The sequence below is a fragment of the Nostoc sp. C117 genome (assembly GCF_043099735.1).
Lineage (GTDB): Bacteria > Cyanobacteriota > Cyanobacteriia > Cyanobacteriales > Nostocaceae > Nostoc.
Genome location: NZ_CP170991.1, coordinates 4,024,655 through 4,037,846, shown reverse-complemented (window position 1 = coordinate 4,037,846; position 13,192 = coordinate 4,024,655). Strand labels below are relative to the sequence as shown.

Sequence of the window (13,192 nt, the reverse complement as noted above, 5' to 3'; positions counted from 1 at the left end):
AACTTTAAGTTACCAGAAAATTTTTCATTACTAACTTAGAAAAGCTAAATTAGTAATATAGAGTTGAACATTTCTAGAGGTTATAAAATACAACTTACAATTGACAGCAGATTTGAAGTTGATCGAGTATGTAATCTAAGTCTCAAAACTAAGTATAAAAACTGTTTGACTTCTGATTCCTGAATTCTGTGGTATAAACCAATCCAAATAATTTTTTAGGTACATTTAAAGCACACAAATTATCAATGAGCGACAAGAACGAAGGTTACAAAGTTATTTGCGACAACCGTCAAGCCCGTTATTTGTATGAAATTCTGGAAACTTACGAAGCTGGAATTCAATTGACAGGAACCGAGGTTAAGTCGATTCGTGCGGGTAGAGTCAATCTCCAAGATGGCTATGCTTTACTTCGGGATGGTGAAGCATGGTTAATAAATGTGCATATCTCACCTTATAACGCTAGCGGACAATATTTTAATCATGAACCACGCCGTACACGCAAGCTGTTGTTGCATCGCCAAGAACTCCGCAAGCTAATTGGCAAAGTAGAACAGCAGGGTTTAACCTTAATCCCTTTGAAAATGTATCTCAAACAAGGCTGGGTAAAAGTGAGTATAGCCCTTGGCAAAGGTAAAAAGCTGCACGATAAGCGAGAAGACCTGAAAAAACGCCAAGATCAGCGTGACATTCAACGGGCAATGAAAAACTATTGAAGAAGAATCGAGAATTCAGAATTCAGAATCAATATTCTAAGAATGTCAGTTGTCATGATAAAAACAACTGACAACTTAGTTCATCTTAATTTAAAGATGGTTCTGAGTTAGGTAAATTTGTTTGGTTTTGAGCTAGAGGTGTCCAGTAGCTGGCAATTAAGGCAACTATTAGCCACCAAAGACTATTAACTTCAGGACGATACCAGACAGTATCTACAGTGCCGTGAGCTAGCATTCCCAACAAAATAGCGATCGCCCCAATTAACCAAAATCCCTCTACATTTCTCGATTGTCGCAATCGTCGCATTTGTAAAAAGGCTGTATTCAATGTCACAATTACCAACCAGAGAAAACAGGCTAAACCAACAAAGCCAGTTTCTACAGTCACTTCAAACAAAATTGAATAGGCACTCAAAGCAGTGTAACGAGGGTGTTGGTAGAGGGGATAAACCTTATTAAAAGAGTTATGACCAGGACCAATGCCGAAAATCGGGCGATCGCGAATCATCTCGAAAACAGCATCCCACACATTTCGCCGAAAATTATTACTGCTATCTTGGCGATCGGCAAAAATACTAAATACCCGCAGACGTACTGGCTCTAAAAATATCACCGCTAGTAGCAATACTCCGATTAAGCCTCCTAAGATAATTGGTAGCGACCAAGTACGCCAAAAACGAGGCATTTCCACACTCTTCCAATAAACTAGCAATGCCATCGCAGCTAAAATTGCCACCACCAGTCCAATCCAACCGCCACGACTAAAAGTCAGAATTAGGCAAGCAGTATTGACAATTAACATTGTTAATGCTAAAGCTTTTTTTAGCCAGCTTTGCCATGCAAAAATTGCCACTACACTAAAAATGACTGCTGGTAGGAGGTATCCAGCCAACAAATTGGGATTACCTAAATAACTGTAGACCCTTGTAGTCTTAGACAGAGGAGATTCTGGGTCAACCCAAGTTGCTAATGCTGTGGCTCCAAAAAACCATTGTCGCAACCCATATACACTGACAATTAAGGATACGTGTAAGTAAAGGATAATAATCCAAGACCGGAGGCGAGGCGACCTTAATACCCTGGCACAAAGGGCAAATAGTAGCAAATACAGGCTCAAGGTTGCTAAATCGTTCAGCGCTGCCTTTTTGACTGGTGATAACGCTGTTGCGATCGCGGCAATTACCCAGTAGAGCAATACTAGCAGGTGAATAGGAGTAACTTTTGTTGTTGCATCATCAGATAAAGTCAACAATAGCCAAAATGCTACACAAGCTACCAGCAAGAAACCCACCAACGTACTTGAAGCAAAAGGTGCAAGGGCATATACCAAGCTGAGTAAACCAGCTGCGATCGTATCTCCCCACTGTATCAAGACGCTGGTTTGTCGCCAAGAACCCAACAGTCCCACCAGATAACGGTGTAGGTAACTGGTAGTGAGATATTCTTTGACCGATAAAGATGATAAGGTAAATCGTTCCCAAACTAAATTCATAAAAAACATTGCGATCAATTAGCCTGCCAAGGCAGAACTTGGAATCGATCATAATGCCTATAGCTATAAAAAGGTAATAACGTAGATTACAAATTAGTGATAGCGCTCTTATTCATAGCCATCAGTTCCACCTTTAATTCCAAAACACTCCAGCTAATACTAAAAAAAGATAGCTGTTGATTAACCCTTGATGTATTTCATAGACAATAAATTGATTGAAAATATCTCTTTCCTAATCCTCAGAATTTTTATTGCTTGGCATCAAACATCATTAATTGCTTGTGAGGGAGTCGCCAGTTGTAATGGTAAAGAAAGCACATAACGATATCCTGATTCTGGTGAGCCTTGAATCAAAATTTGTCCGCCATGCAGTTCTGCTAGCTGACAGCTGAGCAACAGACCTAAGCTTTCACGAGAAAGATTTCCATGTGATTTAGCTAAATTTATGCTGGAATTAGGAGCAAATAAATCTGAGTGGGAATCACTCAAGGTTTTTAGCTTGTCTACTGCTACTGGTGAAATATTTGCTTGTTCCTGGCTTTCTTTGCGATTGTTATAGCTTGTTACCTCACCTGTAAGTTCGAGTAGCGACAAAGAATTGAGACGGAAGTAGGGATCGACCTCAGTTATACCGTCTCCTAGCCAAGGATGGGAAACCCAAATAGTAACGTTAAGAGTATCTTCTTTGTAGGAGACATGAATCCGAACAACGCTACCTGTTGCGGAAAGTTGAATGACGCTAAAAACCAGATGATATAGGATTTGTCGCACCTTGTCTTTATCTAAAGGCCAAATGCGATTGCGTCCCGGTTCTATGGAAAGGCGAATATCTTGGTCGCGGCGATTAGCCACTTCTTCTAGAGTATTGATAGCTTGTTGACACAGCATTTCAATATCCACCGGAGCAAGATTTAACACAGTTGAGTTGTCATCTATAGCTCCTAGTTCGGTAATTTCGTTTACTAGGGAAAGTAAGTAACGACCACTGTGTTGAATAATTTCCAAATATTCTCTCTGCTTACTCGTTAAAGGTCCATAAATTTCACGTCCTAGAACACTAGCCATACCAAGTACAGATGTTAAGGGCGTCCGTAACTCCTGAGTTAGCTGTTCTAAAAGTTGCAGTTTCAATTGCTTATTAGAAACAGAGTCACCATCTTTACTCGGTGTAGTGATTTTTATCTCAGTATTATGTTCATCATTGAGTGAAAATATAGTAACACTCTTGGGAGTGTTTGATTCGAGTTTCGCTTGTAGAAGTCGGTTACGCTCAAATTCACTCATGCTCCAACGAGCGATGATTTGTAAAAATTCAATGTCTCGATTTGTAAAATTGCGCGGTACTAAATCCATCACCGCTAATGAACCTAAACAATGTCCTGAAGCATCAATCAGTGGCGCGCCCAAGTAAGCACGAATGCCATAATCCTGAACTAATTTGCTGCTAGCAAATACTGGATCTGTTAGTTTATGCGTATCATTAATTACAAATATTTGAAAACTCTCTACTACCTGGGTGCAAAAAGATTCCCTGCGTGAGAGTTGACGATTTTGTGCTAAATGATTCATTAGCCCCAGTCTAGATAAGCCCACCGCCGACTTGAACCAGTGGCGTTCTTGATCCACAAATCCCAAAATGGAAATTGGTGCTTCCAAAAAGTGGGCAGCAGTTTGAGTGGCTTCTTCAAAAACTGGAATTGTTTCTGGTTGCCGCAAACCTAGATCTGACAAAGCTTTGAGACGTTGTTGTTCTCTTGTTTCCTGAGAAGTCCAACCATCCTTTAAGGCAAATAATTTGTTTTCAGGCTCTACCATTGCCACTGCTACCTTAATAATTTCTCGATACCGTAATTGATATAAGCCCTATTTCTAGGTTATCAATTGCTATTTTTAAGCATTCCCTAATTTTGCCTCTGACAAACAAGTTTGAAGCAAAAATTTTTTACCTCTTCCATGAAGTCGGTATTGGAGTCTCCACCAGTTACTATTCACTGATACAGAATGTTCTTTATTTATCACTGGTGTAGTCTCTATTGCTAGAGATTTTGCAATGAGACTGCGTTAGATTTTGATTGAACCAGGGTAACCTAAGACTAAGGATACCAATCAAAGGATTTATCATTCTTGATGTACAGAAGGAAAAATCTCTGTTAGGATATTTATCGTAAATTTACTGAAGATAGCTAAAATAGTGTAATTATTGTTAGCAAATTTTACTTGTAACTATTAGTGTCCATACGCCGAATTTAAAATTCAACATTTGTTCTGGAAAATTGAGTCACTGCGTTATTAAGTTAAAAATTTTTAATTTTATTTTGGAATAACCTACAGAGCAACAGAAATATACAGCGAATTTGAGGACAATTGATAATGAATAAAATGGCTATTAGAGTTCCTTTTGTAGATTTGAAGTTACAACACGAACCCATTCAAACCCAACTGCAAGATGCTATTCAATCTGTATTGGAACGGGGAGATTTTGTTTTAGGGCAAGCACTTTCAGATTTTGAAGCAGCTTTTGCGGCTGCGTCGGGAGTAGAATATGGAGTTGGTGTGGCGTCAGGAACAGATGCGATCGCCTTGGGATTGCAAGCATGTAATATTGGTGCTGGCGATGAAGTGATTTTACCCGCAAATACGTTTGTAGCGACTTTGATTGGAGTATTACACTCTGGTGCTAAGCCAATTTTAGTAGATTGCGATCGCCAAACAGCTTTAATTGATTTAGAAGCAGCAGCAAAGGCAATTACCCCTTCTACTAAAGCAATTATTCCTGTGCATCTTTATGGCCAAATGGTATCACCAGAAGAGCTATTAAACTTTGCTGATAACTACAAAGTACTAATTTTTGAAGATGCAGCCCAAGCACACCTCGCCCAAAGAGACGGATATCACGCTGGTTCAGTGGGAATAGCAGCAGCCTTTAGTTTCTATCCCAGTAAAAACTTAGGAGCATTTGGGGATGGCGGAATGGTGCTGACACGAAATTCCGATGTAGCTCAAAAAATGGTGCGCTTGCGAAATTATGGTGCATCACAAAAGTATTTTCACACTGAAGCAGGTACAAATAGCCGCTTAGATACCTTGCAAGCAGCAATTTTGCACCAGAAACTACCACATTTGTCACAGTGGAATGGCGATCGCTTAACTATCGCTCACGAATATGACAAGGAACTAGCACCTTTAGCAGATGCTGGTATTATTCCAATCGAGAACCAAAGTGGTGCAGGACACGTATATCATCTTTATGTGATGAGAGTTGATGATTCTTGTCCAATAGAACGTCAGCAAATGCAAGAACAACTAACAGCAGTAGGAATTCAAACGGGCATTCATTACCCAATACCTTGTCATCTCCAGCCAGCATTCACCTACTTAGGCTATCAGCGTGGAGATTTTCCCGAAGCAGAAAAACTATGCAAGCAAATATTATCATTACCTATGTATCCTGGTTTGAGCAGTAGCCAGATCAAAGAAGTTGTAGCAGCGATCGCTAATACAGTCTCAAGGAATTCTAACCTAGATAAATCCTGTTCTGTTGTCATTAGTCATTAGTCATTTGTCCAATACCCAATGTCGAATAATTAATTAAAATCATGGCACTCCAGCAACAGATTAAACACAAAAACGTCTCAGGCTTATTAACTTTAGCCATCTTAGGCGTTTTGCTGCTGCTTTATGCTCCGATATTGTTACATTGGTTAGATGGTTGGCTGCACAAAAATATTAGTACAGAACATGAATATTTCAGCCACGGGATTATAGGTATACCATTTGCGGCTTATTTAGTCTGGCTGAAGCGAAAACAGTGGGTACGTTTGCCAGATAGTATCCATCCTTTGGGCGCTGTTTTCTTGTTATTAGGAGGAGTATTTTATCTTAGCGGTGTTAGTGAGTGGGTTAACCTTTCCTTGCCCGTTATATTAGCAGGATTGTGCTTGTGGTTTAAAGGAATATCAGGTTTGCGATCGCAAGCATTTCCGCTCTTACTAGTATTTCTAGCAACCCCAACAGCAGCACCTTATCTCATTGCTCCCTATACCTTGCCTCTTCAAAGCTTCATCGCTGGCAGCGCAGGTTTTATACTGAATCAATTTGGTATGGAAGTAACTGTTAATGAGACAAATCTCTACGTAGGAGGACGGATTGTCGAAGTCGCCCCCTACTGTGCAGGGCTAAAAATGTTGTTCACTACACTTTACGTCGGCTTGATGCTCCTTTATTGGACAGGCGCCTTATCTTCACGCCGTACAACTATATCGTTTTTATCTATTGCTGTCATAATTAGTACTACCGCTAATATTATTCGTAATACTTTACTAACTTTTTTTCACGGCACAGGCCAAGAAGGGGCTTTTAAATGGCTTCATGAAGGTTGGGGTGGTGACCTCTACTCTGCTTGTATGCTAGTGTCATTAGTGCCTTTATTGAATTGGATTAACAACTATTTCTCCGCATCTTCAGAAACCGAGCAAGAAACTGAGCAAGAAGCAGAAAGTTAAAATTACTGGGCATTGGGCGTTAGGAGTGCTGAGTTAAGAGTTTTGTTTATCTCCTTGTCTCCCTTGTCTCCCTTGTCTCCCCATCTTCCTTGTCTCCCCATCTCCCCACTCCCAATGCCCCACTCCCTGCATAAGTCCTAAATATTACTGAACTCATGATGTGATTTTTTAAAGTAAAATTTTGCCTAAGTATTGCAAATTTTACTGATGATTTCCTTCTCTAAGTTTTTTAAAGAAAATCAATTGAGTCAGGTAGCAGCACTTTTACTATTGCTATTGCTATTGGTGATGGGAGCTGTTCCTGGATACCTGACAGGACACTGGCAATGGAAACAACCGCCACCTGTGACTAGTCTCAACGAATTAAAACAAATCCGCAAAACAGGATTAATTCTTCCTGGTTGGCAAACCATTGAACAAGCAGACCAGCCAATCGGGGAACATCAATGGTCTTTGCAGGTAATGAAAAAAGACGGTTCTGAATCTCAGGCAATTCTGCTTTTACTGCCGCAAAACGGGCCAATGGATCAACCGGAGGTAGAGTGGACAGAGGTTAACGGCTGGGGAAGATCGCGCTGGGGAAAATGGGAAGTAGCTCAATATCGTGCTGCTGCATTTACTGTCAAACCGTCTGGAAAATTAGCTTCTAATGTTGAAACGAAAGTAGAAGCGAGATTCTTCCGTGCCTCCACACCACAGCAAACTTTTGCGGTCTTGCAATGGTACGCTATGCCAAACGGTGGAAATCCCTCACCTTTCCACTGGTTTTTGGCGGATCAATTGGCACAGTGGCGTAAACAACGCACTCCTTGGGTGGCTGTCAGCATTCTGATTCCAATGGAGCCTTTGGGAGAAGTAGAAAAATCTTGGTCTTTAGCCAAGTCTATCGGGGAAACCGTGCAAGCTGCATTGATGGCAGGTTTTGTCTAGAGTATGATTGCGATCGCTCTCAAACAAAAACTTAGTCAAAAGATGCTAAAAATATGAAGTTAGAAATTGGCAAAATTTTTCGGCTTTTTCTTGGTAAATACTTACAGGCAAAAGAGACAGTGACGACATTTTTAGAGTAAAATAACGAGTCGGCGCGACTAATTCTTAAATGAGTTTTCCTGCACCGATGTTGATAACTCCGAGTTCTTATATGCGTGCATTCAGCGCCCTGTGTTTTGTCAGTCTTGAAGTAGGAGTTTTTTTAACAACACCTATTCAATTTGTTGTTGCTCAGCCTTTCCCATCTCAAGGACAACCCCCTTCGCCTGTGCCAGGTACTGAGGAAGTTGCACCACCAAGTGGAAATGACGAAATTTCTCCTCAACTCAGCCGCTACTTGTTGGGACCAGGAGATGGAATTGGCATTTCGGTTCAGCGTCCTCCTGGCCCATATCGCTTAGGAATCGGAGATGGAATAAACGTTTCAGTTCAGCGTTTTCCAGACTTGAGCTTTCAAGCTTTAATTAATCCCGAAGGTAACATTGTCGTACCACTGCTGGGAACAGTTTCCTTACAAGGTTTAACTTTAGAGGAAGCTCAACAAAAAATTCGCTTCGGTTTAAATCGTTATGTTGTCAATCCAGTAATAGTTTTAGCCCTAGCAGGCCAGCGCCAAGATTTAAATTTTCAAACTGCAATCAGTCCAGAAGGTAATATTGTAGTGCCGCAAGTCGGAACGATTTCTTTGAAAGGTTTAACTTTGGAAGAAGCTCAAGAAAAAATTCGCTTGGGATTAAGTCGGATTTTACCAGATCCCATCGTGGTAGTATCCTTGGTAGGAACGCGACCAGTTCAAGTTACCGTTAGTGGGGAAATATTTCGACCAGGAATTTATCCGATTAATTCAGCAACACCCCGTGTTGCTGATGCTTTATTAATATCTGGTGGTTCAACGTTGAATGCAGATCTGCGACAAGTGCAAATACGCCGCAAACTAATGGATGGTTCTGTGATTTCACAAACTATTGATTTATATGCAGCTCTGCAAAATGGTGGTTCAATCCCTAATTTACGTTTACAAGACGGAGATGCGATCGTTGTACCTCGTCGTGAAGTCGGCAATGATGACAGTTATGACCGTAATTTAGTAGCACGTTCATCCTTGGCAGTCCCACAGATTAGAGTCCGAGTTTTAAACTACGCTGCGGGGGGTATTTCTACTCAAGCACTGCCTAATGGCAGTACATTTGTAGATGCGTTAGGAGGAGTAAATCTCGACACTGCTAACCTCCGCGATATCGCTTTGGTTCGCTTCGATCAAGAACGAGGTAAAGCTGTTACTCAAAAACTTGATGCTAAAAAAGCTCTGGGAGGCGATGTATCTCAAAACGTGCCACTTCAAGATAATGATGTTATTGTTGTTGGTCGGAACCTCATTGGTAGAATTACTAATTTGCTAACTACCATTACCCAACCTTTCTTTAATGTTCAATCCTTTCTCCGATTTTTTGACAACTTCGGTGGTGGAAAATCAAATTAGTAACTTCAAAAAAAGAATACAAGTTGGAAATAGTTTCGAGTGGAGGAAGCCACACCTCCAATTTCTATTTGAATTTATGAATGGGAAAATATTGAAGATATCAACCCAAATATACAGTTAGGAAGTTGATAGCGTTCTTGGATCAAAGTCACTATCTTTAGTTTGGTGCTTCCTAAATTTTTAATTTTTAATTTTTAATTTTTAATTGGAGCGAAGCGACCATGACCCCACCAATTGTTAAGCGCTATCTTATTGCTTTTGAAAAATATAAGTGGATTGGACTAGCTAGTTTTGGTTTAGTTGTAGTGGGGTCAACAGTGGTAGCGATGCAACCAGATCCACCTCTTAGCTATATAGCGTCTGCTGCACTTACTTATGCGGGTCCTCCAGTTTCTTTCTCGGCAACTGGTAGTGAAATCCAACAGCAAGGAAAAGAATTAAATGAGGACGTTTTATTATCAAATCAGATAATTGCAACAGTAGCACAAAAAGTAAATATCAAGCCGAAACAACTCGGTGCAAGTATTGTCCTTTCTTTGCCGAAAAAAAATGCTAGGACTGGAGAATTAGAAACTACTACCTTTGAACTGAAATATGTAGATACTGATCCCAAACGAGCGATAGAAGTGTTGGCAGAATTGATGCAATTAATGGTCAAATTGAGTAGTGACATCAATACTGGACGACTACAAGCAATTATTCAAAAAATTAACGAACGCTTACCACAAGCAAAACGAGAATTGCAAATTGCTGAAAAAAAGCTGGAACAGTACGATCGCATAGAGCGCACAGCAATATTAGCAGCAGAGAATGGTAGTTTGCTAAACGCCGTTACTGCCAGCCAAAACCTCCAACGGCAAATGCAATTAACTATTTCTGGGGTTGATGGTCAAATTCGTAGTTTACAAAATAAATTAGGGTTAACAGTTGGACAAGCTTATGTATCTTCTGCCTTGAGTGCCGATCCGATTATTGCCAACTTGCGATCGCAAATTTATCAATCTGAGTCACAAATCGCTTTGCTAAGGAAAGATTTACGACCTGAACACCCAACGATGATTCAATTGCAGCGTCAGAAACAAGCTGCGGAAGAATTGTTGCAACAACGCGCCGCTGAGGTATTAGGGGGTAATGGCATAGCGGCTCCGCTTGGGGGTAACATTGCCGGGATTCGTACTCAAAGCAGCTTAGATCCAGCACGCCAACAGTTGGCAAACCAAATGGTGTCTTTGCAAACCCAACGGGAGACATTGCAACAACAACTAGCTCAAGAGATCCAACAAGAAGGGCGACTACGGCAAGAGTATTCTCTGATACCCAACAAGCAATTAGAGCGATCGCGTTTAGAACAAGAAGTTGGACTTAAAAAAGCCATCTATGACCAAATGCAGGTGAAACTAACGGATGCTAAAACCGCAGAAGCAGAAACTACCAGCAGCCTGAGCGTTGCTAGACGCCCTACAGTTCTTCCTGATATCAAACCCCCGAAGAGTGTACCTGTTACCCTGGCTGTGGGTGGTTTCTTGGGCGTGCTGATTGGTGGCGGAGTGATATTTGTATTGGGATCGCTAGAAGCCACTTTCAAAACCAGAGAAGATATCCGCGAGAGCCTCAAGCAACGAGATGTGGCACTGTTGGGAGAGTTGCCTTTAATGCCAGTTGATGATTTGGATAAGGAAGCAGTACCAGTGGTACTTTCCCCAGATTCTCCTTATTTAGAATTTTATGAGAAGTTTCGTAGTAATCTGCGACGAATTGGAGGTAAAACCCTAAAGGTAGTGTTAATTACTAGCACTAGTAGCTTAGAAGGTAAAACAGCAAGTGCATATAACTTGGGTATTGCTTCTGCCCGTGCTGGTAAGAGAACCTTAATTATTGAAACAGATTTGCGATCGCCTTCTCGTTGTACATCATTAAAAGTAATTCCCGATCCCGAAGCCACTATTGAACCCCTGCGTTATTACGCTGACTTAACTGAATGTATTCGTTTAGTCCCTGATGTCGAAAATTTATACATTCTTCCCAGCCCCGGGCCAGTGCGGCAATCGGCTGCTATTCTCGAATCTAGCGAAATGCGGCGGCTGATGGATGATGTCCGCGAACGTTTTGATTTAGTGATTTTAGATACTAGTCCTTTGAGCTTATCCAATGACCCGTTATTAATTCAACCCTACAGCGATGGCATGATACTAGTGGCACGACCACACTATACAGAAGAGAATATGCTGGGCGAAGCGATCGATCAATTAGTTGAATCCGAATTGGGGTTATTAGGAGCAATTATTAATGGTGCTGATATCATTGTTTCTCTACCTGAACCAACGTTTTCAGCGGAAGTAGAACCAGAAATTGTCCAAGAATCAGAAGCAGAAGAAGTTTCTGCGGGTGCTAGTAAAACATAGAAAGGGATGAGGAAAATCAGGGAGCAGAGGAGGTAGGGGGAGAAATAACAAATAACAAATACCCATTAGTCGCGCCTAAACAAGCCGAATACGGGAGCGAGAATTACCCCAAACACAAAACCACCGATGTGTGCCCAGTAGGCAACTCCACCAGTTTCCACACTCATATTAGCCACTGTTTGCAAGCTTGCAAGACCAGATATCACATTTTGCACAAAGAAAAGTCCAATGATTAGTAGTGCTGGAATTCTGATTGTGGTGACGAAAAACCCCAAAAAGACTAAAGTCATCACTTTAGCGTGGGGAAAACGGATAATGTATGCACCCAAAACCCCAGAAATTGCACCACTTGCCCCCAAGGAAGGAATCTGAGAATTCATACCAATAAACCATTGACATGAGGCAGCTAAAGCACCACATGCCAAATAAAAAATCAAATATTTAAAATGACCTAAACGGTCTTCAATATTGTTACCAAAAACCCAGAGAAATACCATATTTGAAATTAAGTGCCACCAACCACCGTGTAAGAATTGCGACGTAAATAAAGTTGTCCACTCTCCACTGAAATTGGTGGTTAATTCTTGAGGTATTACTGCATACTGATTGAAAAACTGATTTAATTGTGCATTTGGCAGGAGGAACTCGTAAATAAAGACCGAAATATTCATGCCAATTAACCCGTAGGTGAAATACGGGGTGATTCGCGCCGGATTTTCATCGTAGAGGGGAAACACAGGTGTTTTTCCTAAATTATTGACTAACTGCAATATAGCTTGTAAGGCTAGGAGTTGCGAAGCTTAGGCAATTTCACCTATTGAATCAAACAGTATGAATGAAAAATTATTTATACCAGGATTCTTCCTGGGATTTATCGCTAAATAAACCCAACAGGGGGCCGAGAATTGCCCCAAAGATAAACCCACCTGCATGTGCCCAGTAGGCAATACCACCACCTTCCATCCCGATGTTAGTACGCGTTTCCAGGCTGGCTAGTCCGTAGAAGGCTTGTTCGAGAAACCAGAATCCCAAAAAGAAATATGCAGGGACGCGGAAAGTCGGGAAGAAAATCCCTAAAGGTACAACGCCGAGAACTTCGGCATTAGGAAAGCGGAGAATGTATGCACCCATAACACCTGCGATCGCACCACTTGCACCCAAAGAAGGAATGCTAGAATCTTGAGCGAAGAACCACTGAGTTAATGAAGCTAAAACTCCACAAGATAAATAAAATAGCAGATATTTGGCATGACCTAACTTATCTTCAACGTTATTGCCAAAAATCCAGAGAAATAACATATTACCGGCTAAGTGCAAGAAACCACCGTGCAAAAATTGTGAAGTAATCAAAGTTGCCCACTCTGGTATCGGTTGATGTAGAGAGGTACCAGCGAAGCTTAAAGTCAGTTCTCGTGGAACGACAGCCGCCAGGTGTAAAAACCCATTTAATGCTTGTGGGGGAAGATTTGCTTCATAAAGAAAAGCGAGGACGTTGGCAGCTATCAGCCCATAAGTTACATAAGGCGTGATTTTTGTGGGATTATTATCGCTAATTGGAACCACGAGCGTTTTTTCCTGATTTTTTAAGATACAAACTCCACAATACTGAATCC

At 41.1% G+C, this 13,192-nt stretch carries 10 protein-coding genes; 6 read left to right on the top strand and 4 right to left on the bottom strand.

What is annotated here, in order from left to right:
• Positions 1-245: 245 nt before the first annotated feature.
• Complete coding sequence (smpB, locus tag ACFG4S_RS17435) at positions 246-713, top strand: SsrA-binding protein SmpB (RefSeq protein WP_392530324.1); 468 nt, start codon at positions 246-248, stop codon at positions 711-713.
• A gap of 85 nt (positions 714-798) precedes the next feature.
• On the opposite strand, the gene ACFG4S_RS17430 is transcribed toward smpB, so the two are convergent.
• Positions 799-2,205, bottom strand: a complete 1,407-nt coding sequence (locus ACFG4S_RS17430; RefSeq protein WP_392530323.1) for an IctB family putative bicarbonate transporter — start codon at positions 2,203-2,205, stop codon at positions 799-801.
• Between the two features lie 261 nt (positions 2,206-2,466).
• Entirely contained in the window at positions 2,467-4,020 is a 1,554-nt protein-coding gene (locus ACFG4S_RS17425) for a GAF domain-containing protein (RefSeq protein WP_392530322.1), read from the bottom strand.
• A 555-nt stretch (positions 4,021-4,575) separates the two neighbouring features.
• Here ACFG4S_RS17425 and ACFG4S_RS17420 point away from each other — a divergent pair.
• The 5 genes from ACFG4S_RS17420 to ACFG4S_RS17400 all read left to right on the top strand — a co-directional run bounded on the left by ACFG4S_RS17420 (position 4,576) and on the right by ACFG4S_RS17400 (position 11,579).
• Positions 4,576-5,760 (top strand): DegT/DnrJ/EryC1/StrS family aminotransferase, encoded by a 1,185-nt coding sequence (locus ACFG4S_RS17420; protein WP_392530321.1) that lies wholly within the window; start codon positions 4,576-4,578, stop codon positions 5,758-5,760.
• A 41-nt stretch (positions 5,761-5,801) separates the two neighbouring features.
• Positions 5,802-6,707 carry a cyanoexosortase B gene (gene crtB, locus ACFG4S_RS17415; protein ID WP_392530320.1) on the top strand — a complete coding sequence of 302 codons (906 nt, stop codon included), beginning with the start codon at positions 5,802-5,804 and terminating at the stop codon, positions 6,705-6,707.
• A gap of 207 nt (positions 6,708-6,914) precedes the next feature.
• Positions 6,915-7,637, top strand: a complete 723-nt coding sequence (locus ACFG4S_RS17410) for a cyanoexosortase B system-associated protein (protein WP_392530319.1) — start codon at positions 6,915-6,917, stop codon at positions 7,635-7,637.
• Between the two features lie 187 nt (positions 7,638-7,824).
• Complete coding sequence (locus ACFG4S_RS17405; protein WP_392536014.1) at positions 7,825-9,177, top strand: polysaccharide biosynthesis/export family protein; 1,353 nt, start codon at positions 7,825-7,827, stop codon at positions 9,175-9,177.
• A gap of 221 nt (positions 9,178-9,398) precedes the next feature.
• Entirely contained in the window at positions 9,399-11,579 is a 2,181-nt protein-coding gene (locus tag ACFG4S_RS17400; RefSeq protein WP_392530318.1) for a GumC family protein, read from the top strand.
• Between the two features lie 65 nt (positions 11,580-11,644).
• On the opposite strand, the gene ACFG4S_RS17395 is transcribed toward ACFG4S_RS17400, so the two are convergent.
• Positions 11,645-12,316 (bottom strand): rhomboid family intramembrane serine protease, encoded by a 672-nt coding sequence (locus ACFG4S_RS17395; protein WP_392530317.1) that lies wholly within the window; start codon positions 12,314-12,316, stop codon positions 11,645-11,647.
• Positions 12,317-12,422: 106 nt separating this feature from the next.
• Positions 12,423-13,142, bottom strand: coding sequence for a rhomboid family intramembrane serine protease (locus ACFG4S_RS17390; protein WP_392530316.1), 720 nt, complete (start codon positions 13,140-13,142; stop codon positions 12,423-12,425).
• Positions 13,143-13,192: the final 50 nt, after the last annotated feature.

Bases quoted from the DNA above. Each gene is read 5' to 3' on its own strand.
- ACFG4S_RS17430 (WP_392530323.1), bottom strand. From the start codon at position 2,205: ATGAATTTAGTTTGGGAACGATTTACCTTATCATCTTTATCGGTCAAA.
- ACFG4S_RS17425 (WP_392530322.1), bottom strand. From the start codon at position 4,020: ATGGTAGAGCCTGAAAACAAATTATTTGCCTTAAAGGATGGTTGGACT.
- ACFG4S_RS17420 (WP_392530321.1), top strand. From the start codon at position 4,576: ATGAATAAAATGGCTATTAGAGTTCCTTTTGTAGATTTGAAGTTACAA.
- crtB (WP_392530320.1), top strand. From the start codon at position 5,802: ATGGCACTCCAGCAACAGATTAAACACAAAAACGTCTCAGGCTTATTA.
- ACFG4S_RS17405 (WP_392536014.1), top strand. From the start codon at position 7,825: ATGTTGATAACTCCGAGTTCTTATATGCGTGCATTCAGCGCCCTGTGT.
- ACFG4S_RS17400 (WP_392530318.1), top strand. From the start codon at position 9,399: ATGACCCCACCAATTGTTAAGCGCTATCTTATTGCTTTTGAAAAATAT.
- ACFG4S_RS17410 (WP_392530319.1), top strand. From the start codon at position 6,915: ATGATTTCCTTCTCTAAGTTTTTTAAAGAAAATCAATTGAGTCAGGTA.
- smpB (WP_392530324.1), top strand. From the start codon at position 246: ATGAGCGACAAGAACGAAGGTTACAAAGTTATTTGCGACAACCGTCAA.